The following is a 14202-nucleotide window of genomic DNA, read 5'->3' on the forward strand; positions in this document are numbered from 1 at the left end:
CGTCCCAAGGAGCAGCACCGTGACAAATCGCCAGCCGGCGTACCAGCCGCCCACCTCCGACTCGAGCCGCCCGCGGCTGCGAACCAGCCTGGGCACCAGCCTGGGCGCCAGCCTGCGCCACAAACGCGGTAAGGGGCCGGGCGGCAGAGCGTCCTCCGCCGCCGCACTCCTCGGCGTGCTGGCCCTGACGGCATGCGGCAGCGGCTCCGGCGGAGCGGCCGGCGCCGCCGCGGGGGAGAAAGTGGACGGCGGGACCATCCGCTACGCCCACCTGCAGGAACCACCCTGCATCTACGGCGGCTGGGTCCAGCAGGCCTACCTGTCGCGGCAGGTGCTGGATTCGCTGGTGTCGCAGACCGAGGACGGCAGCATCGTGCCCTGGTTGGCCGAGGAGTGGAGTGTCAGCGAGGACCAGTTGACCTGGACCTTCAAGCTGAAGGAGGGCGTGAAGTTTACCGACGGCACACCGGTGGACGCGCAGGCCGTGAGCGACAACTTTGAATACTGGACCAGCGGCGGCAACGGCACCGTGCAGGCCTACATCCAGGAGTACTACGAGTCCAGCAAGGCCCTGGACTCCAGCACGCTGGAAGTGAAGCTGTCCGCGCCGTACTCGCCGCTGCTCTCGGCGCTCAGCCAGGGCTACTTCGGCATCCAGTCCGCCGCCGCCCTGAAGGAGCGGACCGAACAGCAGAACTGCGAGGCTCCCATCGGTTCCGGGCCGTTCACGGTGGGCGAGTGGAAGCGCGGCGAATCCGTGACGTTCAACCAGAACCCGGACTACAATTCCGCGCCGGAGAACGCCAAGCACCAGGGCCCGGCCTACGTGGATTCGGTGGTCTGGTCCTTCGTGCAGGACAACACCTCGCGCTTCGGCTCGCTGGCCAGCGGCGAGTCGGACGCCATCGGCGAAGTACCTACCGTGGACTTCGAAACGGCCAAGTCCCAGTTCCGGGTGCAGCAGTACATCACGCCGGGCCGTCCGGTCACGCTCTCGCTGAACACCGTGGAGGGCCCGTTCACGGACACCAAGGTCCGCCAGGCCTTCGCCTACAGCGCGGACCGCAAGGCCGTGGTGGATTCGGCGTTCCTGGGCGTGGTCCCGTTCGAGCCCAACGGCACGGTCAGCCAGAGCACCCCGGGCTACAACCCGGACATCGCCGACGACTATCCGTTCGACCAGGCCAAGGCCAACGCGCTGCTGGACGAGGCCGGCTGGACCGAACGCAACGCGGACGGCGTCCGCACCAAGGACGGCCAGGAGCTGGCCATCGACATCGCCTTCGGCCTGAACTCGATCGTCACCACCGAAGGCGCCACCGCGCTGCAAAACCTGCAGGAACAGGTCAAGCCGGTCGGCTTCAAGGTGAACCTGGTGCCGGTCACGCAGGCGGACCTGTTCGGCGGGGCCTATTCCACGCCGGATAGCTACGACGCCCAGCTGGGTTACTGGACCAGCCCCACCGCCGGCATCCTCTACATCAACTTCCGGCAGAACACCGCCAAGAACCCGAACTACGCGAACACGGCGTTCTACAACAACGCGGAGATCGAGGACCTGATCCTGAAGGCGAACTCGGCGCCCAGCACCGAGGAAGCCAACACGTTCTACGCGCAGGCCCAGCAGCGGCTCAGCGACGAGGCGGTGGCCGTGGGCCTCTACACGCAGACCTCCTCCGTGGCCACCAGCCAGAAGCTGCAGGACGTCTGGCTGGAGGCATCGCAGGGCGAGCCGGTCTTCCACGACGCCTTTTTCACCGAGTAAGGAGCGGCCGCCATGAGCACCCTCAAGCACAGCACCGGCCTTCTCCCGCAGGATCCAACGCACGACGGCGGTGCCTCCACCGCGGGCGGCGGCACCGGCGGCGCGGGCGATCACCCGGGACGGTGCCGGCCGCGGCCGAACAACCTGCTGACCTCGCCGGGACTGCGCCGGGCCGGCGGCCGACTGCTGACCGCCGTCGGCGTGGTCTGGGCCGCCGCCACCTTCACGTTCCTGATCCAGGCGCTGCTGCCCGGCGACCGCGCCACGCTGCTGCTGAACCAGCTCGCCGGTCAGGTCCAGCAACGCACCGCGGCGGAACTGGCACCGATCAACGCGAAGTACGGGTTCGACGACCCGCTGATCGTGCAGTACTTCCGCTTCCTGGCCGATCTGGCCACCGGCAACCTGGGCGTCTCCTACCAGCTGCACAAGCCGGTCACCGAAGTGATCGGCGACCAGGTCGGGCCCACCATCGGATTGACCTTCGCCTCGCTGCTGGTCGCCTGGCTCATCTCCGCGACGGTGATCGTGGGCACGGCCCGACGCAGCCGGGTGGTCTCCTCGGTGGCCTCCGGGCTGGAAGCCGTGGCGGCCGGGCTGCCGCAGTACTGGCTGGGCGTGATCCTGCTGGTGGTGTTCGCGCTGAACCTGAGCTGGTTCCCGGTGGTCGGCGGCACCGGCCTGGACGGTTTGGTCCTGCCCGCCCTGACGCTGGGCATCCCGCTGGCCGGATTCCTCGGCCAGGTCACTCGGACCGAATTCGAAAAGGGCATGGACCAGCCGTTTGCCCTGTCCGCCCGGATGCGCGGCATGGGGGACACCGGCGTGCGGCTCCGCCACGTGCTGAGGCATTCTGTGCTGCCCGGCGTCACGCTGTCCGGCTGGGCGCTGGGCTCGCTGTTCTCCGGCGCGGTGATTGCCGAGAGCATTTTCAGCCGCCCCGGACTGGGCAAGGTCCTGGTCACCGCGGTCAACTCCCGCGACCTGCCAGTGGTCTGCGGCATCGTCATCCTGATCGCCGCCATCTACGTGCTGGCCAACCTGCTGGTGGACATCGCCTACACACTCATAGATCCGAGGCTGAAGAACTCATGAGCACCTCCACCCTGAACGCACCCGCGAACGTCGCCGCCGTCGCGTGGCAACGGCTGCGCGAGGTTCCGCTGCTCCCGGCGGTGGCGGCCGCCGTCGTGCTCTTCTTTGTGCTGGCCGCGCTGGCACCGCACCTGCTCACCGGCCGCGATCCGTTCGCCATCGACCTGCCCAACGCGCTGCAGGCGCCGAGCCTGGCCCACCCGTTCGGCACCGACCAGTCCGGCCGCGACCTCTATACCCGGGTGGTCTACGGAACCCGGGAGTCGCTGCTGATCGGGCTCGGCGCCACCGGGCTGTCCATGGCCATCGCGGTGGTGCTGGGCGTGGTGTCCGGGCTCGGCGGGAAGGTTTTCGATGGGCTGATCAACCGCGGCCTCGAGGTCCTGTTCGCCTTCCCCGTGCTGTTGCTGGCCATGCTGTTCGTGACCGTCTACGGCCCCAGCGTCACCACCCAGATTGTTGCCGTCGGGCTGGGCACCGCGCCCGGCTACGCGCGGATGATCCGCGGCCAGGTCCTCGCCGTGAAGAACTCCGGGTACGTGGAGGCGGCGCACGCGCTTGGACACAGCCGCCGGACGGTGCTGCGCCAGCACGTTTTCCCCAACGCCATGCGCCCGCTGGTCGCCGTCGTCACGCTGGGCATCGGGCAGTCCATTGTCTGGGCGTCCGGCCTGGCCTTCTTGGGCCTGGGCGTTGCCCCGCCGTCGCCGGAATGGGGTGCGCTGCTGGATGCCGGCCGCATGTTCATCACCCGGGCCTGGTGGCTGGAAGTGATGCCGGGTCTGGCGATCGTCGCCATTGCGCTGGCTGCCACCGTGCTGGGACACCACCTGCAGAAGAAGCTTGAAGGAGCCCGATCATGACCGCCACGCTGGAACACACCGCAGCCGCCGGCACCCTCCGGCAGGAACTGCTGAAGGTCCGGAACCTGAACGTCTCCTTCCGCGCCGGCCGCGGCAGGGACGCGCGGCTGAACCATGTGGTGAAGGGCGTGGACCTGCGGCTGGCCGCGGGCGAATGCCTGGCCATCGTCGGCGAATCCGGATCCGGCAAGTCCGTCACCGCGCGCACCCTGGTGGGTCTGCCCGGCGCCAACGCGTCGGTGCAGGCGGAGCAGGTGGAACTGGCCGGCCACCGGGTCGGGACGCTGGGGGAGCGGCAGTGGCGCGGGCTGCGCGGCAAGGACGTGGGGTTCGTGCTGCAGGACGCACTGGTCTCGCTGGATCCGCTGCGCCCGGTGGGCAAGGAGATCGAAGAGGCGCTGCGGCTGCACGGCTGGGGCAACCAACGCTCCCGGGCCGCGCGCGCCGTCGAACTCCTGGCCAGCGTGGGCGTCCCGCAGCCGGAACTGCGCGCCGGGCAGCGCCCGGATGAACTCTCCGGCGGACTGCGCCAGCGGGCGTTGATCGCCTCCGCCATCGCCCTGGACCCCAAGATGCTGATCGCCGACGAGCCCACCACCGCACTGGACGTGACCGTGCAGGCGCAGATTCTGGAGCTGCTGGGCCGAATGAAGGAACGCGGCACCGGGATTGTGCTGATCAGCCACGACCTCTCCGTGGTGGCCACCCTGGCCGATCACGTGGCCGTGATGCAGGGCGGCGCCATCGTGGAGCAGGGCACGGCCCGCCAGGTGCTGTACCACCCGCAGCACGACTACACCCGGGCATTGCTGGACGCCATTCCGTCCGAACACACCAAGGGCACCCCGCTGAGCAGGGACGGCCGCGCCCGCATCACCGCCACCAGCCGCCGTCGCCGGACCGCACGCCCGGGTGACGCCCCGCCGGTGCTGCAGGCGGAGGGACTGGTGAAGAGCTACCAAGGTCACGACGGCGTGGTGCGCACCGTCGTCGACGCTGTCTCCTTTGAACTCCGGGCGGGGGAGACGCTCGGGATCGTCGGCGAATCCGGCTCGGGCAAGAGCACCACGGCCAAGATCGCGCTGGCGATGCTGGAACCGGATGCCGGCCGGGTGCTGCTGGACGGTGCAGCATGGACCGGAATCTCGACCGCCGCCCGGCGTTCCCGCCGTCGCTCGGTCACCGTGGTCTACCAGGACCCGCTGAGCTCGTTCGACCCGCGCTGGAACGCGCAACGGATTCTCTGCGACGCCATCGCGCGGCAGGACTATCCCGGCGAAGCAGAGCGGGCGGCCCGGGTGCTGGAGCTGGCCGGCCAGGTCGGCCTGCAGGTGGAGCACCTGGCCAAGCACCCGCTTCAGCTCTCCGGCGGCCAGCGCCAGCGCCTCGCCATTGCCAGGGCGCTCGCACCGGAACCGGAAGTCATCGTGCTGGATGAGGCGGTGTCCGCCCTGGATGTCTCCGTGCAGGCCCAGGTGCTGGACCTGCTCACCGATCTGCAGCAGGAACTGGGCCTGAGCTACCTGTTCATCTCCCACGACCTGGGCGTTATCCACCACATGAGCGACCGGGTGCTGGTGATGAAGGACGGCCGGGCCGTGGAGCAAGGTAGCGCGGAGGACGTCTTCAACCGACCCCGGCACCCGTACACCCGCGAACTACTGGCCTCGCTGCCCCAGCTTGGACTGGAACGGGCCAGCCGGAACGCGCCCGCTACTACCGGGACACCGACCACGAAGGAGCTCTCTCATGACCCACACCATTTCTGAATACCGCGCCGCCACGGACCAGGAACTGGACGCGATATTCCAGCCGGTGTTCAGCCGGATCCGCGAAGGCGCTCTGGAGCGGGAGCGGGACCGGAGACTGCCACCCCGCCATCTACCGGCAGCAGGCGGTGGGCGACTACGTGGTTAACGGGGTGGCCCCCGGCGAGGCGCTGCTGCAACTGTTGACCGCTGTTCCGGCCGCGCACAGCGGGTAACCGCAGCGTCGAGCCAGAATTCCGCCACGTCGGTTATCCCTTGAACCCGGCCGGAAACCCTAGACTTGCTGATGTGCTGTTGCGTAGCCATTTGCCCAGCAGGGTGAGACTGTGAGCCGCGGCGGCCGAGAACGCCCCGGCTCCAGACCGCTGCACCTGCAGTTGCCCGCCATCTTGGTGGTCATGGGCGGCGGCGCCTTGGGCACCCTGTGCCGATACTGGTTGAATACCGCGATCCCCTCACCGGGCGGCTGGCCGTTGCCGACCCTGATCATCAATCTCTCCGGGGCATTCGCGCTCGGCCTACTGATGGAAGCACTCGCACGGAGCGGCCCCGACGTCGGCGTACGACAGAGACTGCGGCTGCTCGCCGGCACGGGATTTTTGGGAGCTTTCACTACTTACAGCACCCTTGCCCTGGACGCCAACCTCCTCTGGGCGGGCGACAGGATTGCCGACGCCGTGGCTTTCATGCTGCTGTCCGTGATCGGTGGCCTGGCAACGGGGGCGGCCGGGGTGTGGGTGGCTGCCGCTCGCCGTGCCGCCAACCAGCCCGGGAACACCGGCGGGGCCGAAACGGACGTGGAATGACCATCCTTCTGGTGATGCTTGCCGGCGGGGCGGGCGCCGTTGCCCGGTTTGTGCTCGGCGGGCTGATCAGTTCACGCTTCCGCGGCGAGCTGCCCCTGGGCACCATACTGGTCAACGTCAGCGGTTCGCTGCTCATGGGATTGCTCGCCGGAGCGGTCATATTTCACGGTGCCCCGGCTGCCCTGCAGACCGTGTTGGGAACCGGTTTCCTGGGCGGTTACACCACCTTCAGCACGGCGAGCGTGGACACCGTCCGCCTCCTGCAAGCCCGCCGCCCGATCCTGGCGATGATCAATGCGGCGGGCACGCTGATCGTTACCGTTGCGGCAGCTGCCGCCGGACTGGCCCTGACGCTGCTTTAACCGTCGGTTAAACCCGTCCTTGCAGGTTAAACGCCGCGTCGTTGACACTCCAGAAATTGGGCCACTATGCTGGGCCCGAACATCCAACACGTGCTATCCGGGCGCCGATTACGGTGCGTGGTGTGCAACCCTCGAAGCGGGGGATCTGCACCACATCTTCAGAGCTACACCTCAATCATCACCTGTATCGCATGGAGCGAACATGGGCAGTGTCGGTTTATTGTACGTTGGTGCGGTTTTGTTCATCAACGGTCTCATGCTGGTGGGGCTTATTCCGGGCAAGTCGGCGGCGGTCCTCAACTTTTTTGTCGGGACCATGCAGGTAGTCTTCCCGACGCTTATTATTCTGCAGGCAAATAACGACCCGGCGGTGATTTTCGGTGCAGCCGGGTTGTATCTTTTCGGCTTTACGTACCTGTACGTTGGAATTCTTCAAGTCACTGGTTTCCCCGGGGAGGGGCTGGGCTGGTTTTCCCTGTTCGTGGCCATCTGCGCCGTGATCATTGGAATCATTCAGTTCACGTCGGTCCATGATCCGGTCTTCGGCTCCATCTGGCTCATCTGGGCGGTGCTCTGGTTCATGTTCTTTCTTGTGCTGGGGTTGCACAAGGTATCGCTTACCCTCGCAACCGGTTGGTTCACCATTCTCGTCAGCTTCCTGACCGGTACCATCCCGGCGTTCCTCCTGCTGCTGAACAGGTATGAGACCGGCGGGGGCAGTGCCCTGATCATGGCGCTCGCGGGAGCAATCTGCCTGGCCGTGGCGTTCTTCCTGGCCAGCAGGGGCTTCCCTCATTCAACAACCGCTGAAGATACAGCCACGGCCTCCACTGCTTAGGGAGTTGCAGCAGGAAAGGAAACCGCTTCTGATGCCTATTTACGAATACCGGTGCCCCGAATGTGCGGTTTTCGACCTGATCTGTGGAATGGGTGCAGCGCCGGATTCGATGCCCTGCCCTGCCTGCGGTACTTCGTCACATCGGAAAATGAGCGCGCCGCACCTTTCCCGTGCCGGGTCGGCGGAATTTCGGCTAATCGACGACGCTAAACGCAGTGCACACGAGCCGCCGGTTGTCACCGGCCTGCCCGGTAAGCGAAAGAATCGCACGGCGTACACCGCCAACCCGCTGCACCAAAAGCTGCCCAGGCACTGAGAGAACTAATTTTTGCCGAACATCCTAAGGAGAGAGAACAATGCCCGAGGTTATATTCCCCCTTGATTCGACAAAGAAATTCGAGGACCAGGAGAAAGTCGGCCACAACCGATGGCACCCGGAGATTCCGCCGGTGGCCACGGTCAGGCCAGGTGACGTATTCCGTGTGCATTGCCGTGAATGGTTTGACGGTGCGATCGTCAATGACGACTCGGCGGAGGACATCCTCAACGCCCCGCTTCCGACCGTGCACAAACTCAGCGGCCCCTTCGCCATCGAGGGGGCCGCACCGGGCGACCTGTTGGTTGTGGACATTTTGGATGTGGGCCCGATCCCGCAGGAAGATTCCGGGCCATTGGCCGGACAGGGCTGGGGCTACACCGGCATCTTCTCCCGAAACAACGGCGGCGGGTTCCTCACCGACCAGTTCCCGGACGCCTACAAGGCAATCTGGGACTTCACCGGCCAGGTGGCCGCGTCGCGGCACGTTCCAGAGGTTTCGTTCACCGGACTGATCCACCCCGGATTGATGGGCACGGCTCCCTCCGCGGAACTGCTGGCCAGATGGAACAAGCGCGAGGGCGACCTCATCGCGAAGGACCCGAACAGGGTGCCGCCACTGGCCTTGCCTCCTCTTCCCCAAGACGCCGTCCTCGGTGGCGTGCCGCAATCCGATTTCGACCGGGTGGCAGGGGAAGCGGCCCGTACCGCGCCTCCTCGTGAAAACGGCGGAAACCAGGACATCAAGAACTTTTCGAAGGGCACCCGGGTCTTCTACCCGGTCTTCGTGGACGGTGCCAACCTGTCGATGGGGGACCTGCACTTCTCCCAGGGCGACGGCGAGATCACCTTCTGCGGTGCCATCGAAATGGGCGGCTTCCTGGACCTGCGCGTCGATCTCATCAAGGGAGGCATGGACACGTACGGGGTCAGCGAGAACGCCATCTTCATGCCGGGCATCGTGGATCCACGGTTCAGCGAATGGCTCGCGTTCTCCGGCACGTCGGTGACACTGGATGGTGAGCAAAAGTACCTGGATTCGCACCTGTCCTATCAGCGGGCCTGCCTGCACGCCATCGACTACCTGACCAAGTTCGGCTACAGCCCGGAGCAGGCCTACCTGCTGCTCGGTGCCGCGCCGATCGAGGGCCGGCTGTCCGGCGTCGTCGACATCCCGAACTCGTGTTCCACCGTGTACCTGCCCACCTCGATTTTCGACTTCGACGTCCGGCCCTCCGCAGGAGGACCGCACCAGGTCGAATCGCAGATGGCAGCGCCCACGGCCGCCAACAAATAGCACACGCTCCTCTGGCTCGGCAGCTGCCGAGGCCGTGGCTTAGTCGCACTGCGAGTGGCTCCGATGGAAAGGATCGGGGCCACTGGCAGTGATTCCAGCAGGGTCGCTCGCCGAGTTCTTCGGGCTCAGCGGCCCGGCCCGGAGACGCAACCGCTGGCCAAGCCGGCGGCAACTGGCAGAATCGAAGTCATGGATGCACGCCTGCCGCTCGCTTGGCCAGAGGTCCCGCCGGCGCATGGCGGGGTGGTGCTGCGCCAGTTCCGCAGCGAGGACGCACACCTGGCCATGGAGCTGGCCGAGGACCCGTACATTCCGCTGATCAGTTCCATCCCGTTGCCGTGCCCGCAGGACGAGGCGGTGGAATGGATCTTGCGCCAGAACGGCCGGTTCACCTCCGGCGCGGGGTACTCGTTCGCAGTGGCGGACGCGCAGACGGACCGGGCGCTGGGCCAGATTGGGCTGTGGCTGACCTACCTGCCGGAGGGCCGGGCCACGGCCGGCTACCTGATGGCGCCGGTGCACCGCGGACAGGGCCGCGCGGCCGACGCGCTGGCGGCGCTGGCATCCTTCGGCTGGACCATCCCGGAGCTGCACCGGCTGGAGCTCTACATTGAGCCGTGGAACACGGCGTCGTTCCGCACCGCCGAAGCGGCCGGCTTCAGCTGCGAAGGCCTGCTGCGCAGCTACCAGGTCATCGGTGGTGAACGCCGGGACATGCTGCTCTACGCGGCGGTCCGGCAGCCGGCCCTGCTGGCCAGCCAGTCCGCGGCCCGCCAGTGATCAGGCCGCGGAGCGCCAGTAGGGACTGCGGCCAGTAAGGAGTGCGGCCCCGCCTTCTCGCGCGGACTACCGCTGCCGCCAGCGCGTGCCGCACACAGATGACGACGCCGATGCCCACCTGAGGCGGGCACCGGCGTCGAACGCTTCTGGCTTGGGAAGAATCAGAGGTGGATCTTGACGTCCGCCTTCTCCCGCAGGTCGGTGACCAGCGCCTGGGTCGCCTCGGATTCCTTCTGCGCCTTCACCTGCTCTTCCAGGTTCGGGCGCATTTCCTCCATGGAGGGAACTTCGGCCTTCTGGCCGGACTGTTCGCCCATTGCCTCCTGCTGCTGCTTGGCCTGATCGTAGGCGGCCTTCAGCTCTTTTTCGGAGGGCTTGGTGTCGCCGGCTTCCTCGGCGATCAGCTTGTTCACCTTGACCTGGGTTTCCATCTCGGCATTGACCTCGTTCTGGTCCATGCCCTGCTTCTTGATGGCGGCAAGGAGTTCATCGACGGTCTTGAACTGGTTGGCCTTGGCCATCTTCTCCAGCTCGGCGTCCACGTCCTTCTGCGGCGCCTTGATGCCGCGGTGGTCGGCCTCCTGGATCAGCAGTTGCGTGCCGACCATCGCTTCGGCGGTCTGCTTCTTCAGCGCGTCCTGGTCCACCTCCTGGCCCGTCATCTGGGACTGCATGGCCATCTGCTGGAACTGGCCCTCGTAGGCGGCGGTGAACTTGTCCTTGGTGATCTTGGTGCCGTTGACTTCCGCCACTACATCCGGGACGTCCTTGAGGTCCGGCTCCGGCATCTGCGCCTGTCCCTCGGCGCCTGCGCTCGACTCGGCCGACGCGGCCGGGCTGGCGCCGCCGTCCTCGGGCGCCCCGCCGCAAGCGGTGAGGACGGCGATGGAGCCGGCAACAGCCAGACTCAACAACCATTTCTTAGTCACACTGATCTCCCATCTCGGTGGCCAGTGTGCGACGTTAGCCTGCGCAGATGGGCGCGGGCAAGGCAAAAGCTGGGAGGAACCTTGACGCCGCTGCCCAAGTCGCCCGCCAACACGGCCGGGAGCGCGGTTGCGCCCCCGGGTAGTCTGTGGGCATGAAACGCTTTGAGCGCTGGTTTGGGGCGGCCGCTTTTGCTGCTGCGGCGGTGGCCATGCTGGTCTCTTCCGGGCAGGACGGAGACTGGCTGGCGGGCATCGTCGTTGCCGCACTTCTGCTGGCCGCCGCATGGTCGGTAAGTCCTTTCTTCGGCGGCCGGCAGGAGCCGTGGGCTTTGCTGAAAGACAAGAACGACGACGGCGGGGTGGTCATCTTCTGGCGGCCCGGCTGCGTTTATTGCCTGCGGCTGAAGGCCTCCTTAGGTCGCAGCGGCCGCAGCGCGCACTGGGTGAACATCTGGCGGGACCCGGAAGGCGCTGCCTTCGTGCGGGATCACAACGACGGGAACGAAACTGTTCCCACCGTGCTGGTGGGCGGCGAGGTGCTGACCAATCCGGAACCCGGGCTTGTCAGCCGGGCGCTCGCCGGGAGGTGAGCACCGCCGTCGTTAGTCACCGGGCCAACATGCGGTACTCCTGCATTGCACCTAGGCCTATCCACGTACCGGGCGGCTGAGTAGCATGGTGCCTGCAGCCGTTCGGGCCGGGGGGCCGGTCATGTGACGGGATGGGGGAGCACACCAAGGGGGGGTGGTGCCGCAGTGCATGTCTTGATCGGCCTTGTCAGCGCCCAGCGTTCTACCGGCGGAATCGCGCAGTTTAACGCCGAAGTGCCCAAACAAGCGGGCCTGGCACCGCATGCTGAAGCCCTGGTTGCCGGACCGGTGCGGCTCATCATCGAAGCCCGAGACCCTCGCTCGGCCGGACTCCAAGGCGTCTGGTGAGTCTTCCAGGGCACGGCAGAGGGTACACAGCATGGCAGTAGTTGTGGTTTACGAATCCATGTACGGAAATACCCACCACATTGCGAGAGCCATCGGCCACGGCCTGACCGAAGCGCATTGCCCGGCTGAAGTTTTCTCCGTCGACGCGGCACGGGATCGTGAGATCCGCCCCGGAGACGTTCTAGTGGTGGGGGCGCCTACCCACGTGCACGGACTCAGCCGGGACTCCACCCGCAAGGCAGCGGCGAAGGAAGCCCCGAAGAATGAGCTGGAGATGGACCCGGCGGCCCAGGGGCCGGCGGTGCGCGACTGGTTGGCGTCGCTGGGAAAAAGCAGCGGCAAGGCCGCCGCCTTCGACACCCGGATCAAAGCTCCCGCGCTATTCACCGGCCGGGCCAGCCACACGATTGCCAAGGCCCTGCGCCGGCACGGATTCGAACTGTTGGCCGAACCGGAAAGCTTTCTGGTCACCTCTACCAACCAATTGATGCCGGAGGAGGAGGCCCGGGCGCGTCAGTGGGGAGCCGATCTGGCCGCCAAGATTCTGCCCATCCAGCCCTAGGCGGCCGCGCCGACCACGGTTTGGCGCGGTGCGAAAGGATCGCCATGACCGCCCAACCAGCCCCACCGTACGCACCCCCTCCCGGGCCGCCGCGGGCCCGTATGAAGCCCGGCAACTGGGTCCTGTTGGTCCTTGGCGTGCTGCTGAGCATGCTTGGGATAGGGATGACCATCGCCGGATCGATCGTGTTGGGCGCTGCTGCCGCGCAAAGCGACGGCGGCTACCTGACCGGCGGCACCAGGCAATACCAGAGCACCGGGTACGCGCTGACCAGTCCCTCCGTGATGGTCGACCCCTGGTCCGAGGGCATGCCACCGGTCGGTGACCTTGCCAGTGTGCAGGTGCGCGCCGAGGCCGTGGTCCCGGACCAGGAAGTCTTCGTGGGCATCGCCAAGGCCTCCGACGTCCAGACCTATCTGCGGGACGTGCCCGTTACTCGGCTCAGTAGTGCCTCTTGGTCCCAAACCGGGGAAGGGCAGATGTCCTGGCGGGACAACCGCGACCGGACGACGCCGGGCAACCGCGCTCCCGCCGCACCGGCGGAGCAGGACTTCTGGACCCAATCCGCCTCCGGCGCCGGTTCTCAAACGATCTCCTGGAAGGTGCAACCCGGACAATGGTCTCTGGTGGTGATGAACGCCGATGCCAGCCGTCCGGTCTGGGTGGACCTGCAGGCCGGCGCGCGCTCCGATTTGCTGGGGCCGATCGGCAGCGGTTTGCTGATCCCCGGAATCATCGCGCTGGTCATCGGAATTCCCTTGCTACTGCTCGGTTCCGCGGGGTTGGGCCGGAATATCGACCTCGCGCGTCCCCGCCCCGGCCAAGGCCCGGGCGCCACCCTGGCCGGAAACGCGGGCTGGGAGAGGACGCCGACGTCGGTGTATCCCGTCCGGCTGGCAGGCTACTTGGACAGCCGGCTCTCGCGGGGGCTATGGCTGGTCAAGTGGTTGCTGGTCATCCCGCACTACATTGTCCTGGCGCTGCTCTGGTTCGCGCTGGTGATCAGCACCATCGCGGCCGGAATCGTCATCCTGTTCACCGGCCGGTACCCGCGGTCCTGGTTCTGCTTCAACGTCGGGGTGTTGCGCTGGTCCTGGCGGGTGGGGTTCTACGGATACTCGGCGCTGGGCACCGACCGGTACCCGCCGTTCACGCTGGCCACGGCCGAATATCCCGCCGACCTGGACGTTGCCTATCCGCAGCGACTCTCGCACGGGCTGGTGCTGGTGAAGTGGTGGCTGCTGGCGATTCCGCACCTGCTGATCGTCGGCATCTTCACCAGCGGCAGCGGACTCGTTTGGAGCCGCAGTTGGGGCGACGGTGCATCGGTGTCCTCCTGGGGACTGTCCCTGCTGGGAGTGCTCATCCTGATCACCGCTGTGATCCTGCTGTTCACGGCGCGCTACCGCTATGAAATGTTTGCCTTCATCATGGGGCTCAACCGTTGGGCTTATCGGCTGGCAGCCTACGTGCTGCTGATGCGCGACGAGTACCCGCCGTTCCGCCTTGACCAGGGCGCCGACGAACCCCCGGTTTCCGCACCGCCCGAGGGTCCACGGATGCCTGGAACGCCCGGAACGGCAACGGGAAACTGGGCGCCCGGACCGGGGACAGCGACGGGAGCGCCGGGGCCAGGTGCTGGCGGACCGGGGACAGCGCCGGGAGCGTCGGGGCCAGGTGCTGGCGGACCGGGGACAGCGCCGGGAGCGTCGGGGTCAGGTGCTGGCGGACCGGGATCAACGCCCGGAGCGCCAGGGGCAGCGCCTCGGCCAGGGTCGGCCGCGCCGGGGAACGGGGAGCCGGAGCAGGGCAATCGCCCGCCCGGCACCTAAGCCGGCCATCGTCCAGCCGTCCCTCAGCAAGGCGGTTGGGGCTCCGTCGT

The 14202-nt window shown here is 66.9% G+C and carries 15 protein-coding genes; 14 read left to right on the forward strand and 1 reads right to left on the reverse strand.

Going from position 1 to position 14202, the window contains the following annotated elements; all coding sequences use genetic code 11:
- Positions 1-19 precede the first annotated feature (19 nt).
- The 11 genes from AC5RWT_RS00485 to AC5RWT_RS00535 all read left to right on the forward strand — a co-directional run bounded on the left by AC5RWT_RS00485 (position 20) and on the right by AC5RWT_RS00535 (position 9891).
- Positions 20-1765 (forward strand): ABC transporter substrate-binding protein, encoded by a 1746-nt coding sequence (locus tag AC5RWT_RS00485; protein ID WP_494078669.1) that lies wholly within the window; start codon positions 20-22, stop codon positions 1763-1765.
- Positions 1766-1777: 12 nt separating this feature from the next.
- A complete protein-coding gene (locus tag AC5RWT_RS00490) occupies positions 1778-2860 on the forward strand; it encodes an ABC transporter permease (RefSeq protein WP_494078670.1) in 1083 nt (360 codons plus the stop codon).
- On the forward strand, positions 2857-3723 hold the full coding sequence (locus tag AC5RWT_RS00495; protein WP_494078671.1) for an ABC transporter permease: 867 nt from the start codon (positions 2857-2859) through the stop codon (positions 3721-3723). Before AC5RWT_RS00490 ends, AC5RWT_RS00495 begins: the two co-directional genes overlap by 4 nt.
- Positions 3720-5492 (forward strand): dipeptide ABC transporter ATP-binding protein, encoded by a 1773-nt coding sequence (locus AC5RWT_RS00500; protein WP_494078672.1) that lies wholly within the window; start codon positions 3720-3722, stop codon positions 5490-5492. The genes AC5RWT_RS00495 and AC5RWT_RS00500 overlap by 4 nt, the downstream gene beginning before the upstream one ends.
- On the forward strand, positions 5473-5640 hold the full coding sequence (locus AC5RWT_RS00505; RefSeq protein WP_494078673.1) for a hypothetical protein: 168 nt from the start codon (positions 5473-5475) through the stop codon (positions 5638-5640). Before AC5RWT_RS00500 ends, AC5RWT_RS00505 begins: the two co-directional genes overlap by 20 nt.
- A gap of 178 nt (positions 5641-5818) precedes the next feature.
- On the forward strand, positions 5819-6298 hold the full coding sequence (locus AC5RWT_RS00510; RefSeq protein WP_494078674.1) for a fluoride efflux transporter FluC: 480 nt from the start codon (positions 5819-5821) through the stop codon (positions 6296-6298).
- Positions 6295-6660, forward strand: coding sequence for a fluoride efflux transporter CrcB (gene crcB, locus AC5RWT_RS00515; protein WP_494078675.1), 366 nt, complete (start codon positions 6295-6297; stop codon positions 6658-6660). Before AC5RWT_RS00510 ends, crcB begins: the two co-directional genes overlap by 4 nt.
- Before the next feature lie 202 nt (positions 6661-6862).
- A complete protein-coding gene (locus AC5RWT_RS00520; protein ID WP_494044366.1) occupies positions 6863-7498 on the forward strand; it encodes an AmiS/UreI family transporter in 636 nt (211 codons plus the stop codon).
- A gap of 31 nt (positions 7499-7529) precedes the next feature.
- A complete protein-coding gene (locus AC5RWT_RS00525; RefSeq protein WP_494078676.1) occupies positions 7530-7814 on the forward strand; it encodes an FmdB family zinc ribbon protein in 285 nt (94 codons plus the stop codon).
- A gap of 40 nt (positions 7815-7854) precedes the next feature.
- The gene (gene fmdA, locus AC5RWT_RS00530) at positions 7855-9111 is read left to right on the forward strand and encodes a formamidase (protein WP_494078677.1); all 1257 of its coding nucleotides are present in this window, start codon (positions 7855-7857) and stop codon (positions 9109-9111) included.
- 189 nt (positions 9112-9300) lie between these two features.
- Positions 9301-9891 (forward strand): GNAT family N-acetyltransferase, encoded by a 591-nt coding sequence (locus AC5RWT_RS00535; RefSeq protein ID WP_494044369.1) that lies wholly within the window; start codon positions 9301-9303, stop codon positions 9889-9891.
- 161 nt (positions 9892-10052) lie between these two features.
- On the opposite strand, the gene AC5RWT_RS00540 is transcribed toward AC5RWT_RS00535, so the two are convergent.
- Positions 10053-10820, reverse strand: coding sequence for a SurA N-terminal domain-containing protein (locus tag AC5RWT_RS00540; RefSeq protein ID WP_494044370.1), 768 nt, complete (start codon positions 10818-10820; stop codon positions 10053-10055).
- A 152-nt stretch (positions 10821-10972) separates the two neighbouring features.
- Between AC5RWT_RS00540 and AC5RWT_RS00545 the strand changes: the two genes are divergently transcribed.
- From AC5RWT_RS00545 to AC5RWT_RS00555, 3 genes are all read left to right on the forward strand, one after another.
- A complete protein-coding gene (locus AC5RWT_RS00545) occupies positions 10973-11410 on the forward strand; it encodes a glutaredoxin family protein (RefSeq protein ID WP_494078678.1) in 438 nt (145 codons plus the stop codon).
- A 379-nt stretch (positions 11411-11789) separates the two neighbouring features.
- On the forward strand, positions 11790-12320 hold the full coding sequence (locus AC5RWT_RS00550; protein ID WP_494078679.1) for a flavodoxin family protein: 531 nt from the start codon (positions 11790-11792) through the stop codon (positions 12318-12320).
- Positions 12321-12364: 44 nt separating this feature from the next.
- Positions 12365-14152, forward strand: a complete 1788-nt coding sequence (locus tag AC5RWT_RS00555; protein ID WP_494078680.1) for a DUF4389 domain-containing protein — start codon at positions 12365-12367, stop codon at positions 14150-14152.
- Positions 14153-14202: the final 50 nt, after the last annotated feature.

Source organism: Arthrobacter sp. Dra40 (assembly GCF_059091905.1).

Coding starts and splice junctions, on each gene's coding strand:
- AC5RWT_RS00500 (WP_494078672.1), top strand. CDS start 3,720: ATGACCGCCACGCTGGAACACACCGCAGCCGCCGGCACCCTCCGGCAG.
- AC5RWT_RS00555 (WP_494078680.1), top strand. CDS start 12,365: ATGACCGCCCAACCAGCCCCACCGTACGCACCCCCTCCCGGGCCGCCG.
- AC5RWT_RS00490 (WP_494078670.1), top strand. CDS start 1,778: ATGAGCACCCTCAAGCACAGCACCGGCCTTCTCCCGCAGGATCCAACG.
- AC5RWT_RS00525 (WP_494078676.1), top strand. CDS start 7,530: ATGCCTATTTACGAATACCGGTGCCCCGAATGTGCGGTTTTCGACCTG.
- AC5RWT_RS00545 (WP_494078678.1), top strand. CDS start 10,973: ATGAAACGCTTTGAGCGCTGGTTTGGGGCGGCCGCTTTTGCTGCTGCG.
- AC5RWT_RS00520 (WP_494044366.1), top strand. CDS start 6,863: ATGGGCAGTGTCGGTTTATTGTACGTTGGTGCGGTTTTGTTCATCAAC.
- crcB (WP_494078675.1), top strand. CDS start 6,295: ATGACCATCCTTCTGGTGATGCTTGCCGGCGGGGCGGGCGCCGTTGCC.
- fmdA (WP_494078677.1), top strand. CDS start 7,855: ATGCCCGAGGTTATATTCCCCCTTGATTCGACAAAGAAATTCGAGGAC.
- AC5RWT_RS00550 (WP_494078679.1), top strand. CDS start 11,790: ATGGCAGTAGTTGTGGTTTACGAATCCATGTACGGAAATACCCACCAC.
- AC5RWT_RS00535 (WP_494044369.1), top strand. CDS start 9,301: ATGGATGCACGCCTGCCGCTCGCTTGGCCAGAGGTCCCGCCGGCGCAT.
- AC5RWT_RS00495 (WP_494078671.1), top strand. CDS start 2,857: ATGAGCACCTCCACCCTGAACGCACCCGCGAACGTCGCCGCCGTCGCG.
- AC5RWT_RS00505 (WP_494078673.1), top strand. CDS start 5,473: ATGACCCACACCATTTCTGAATACCGCGCCGCCACGGACCAGGAACTG.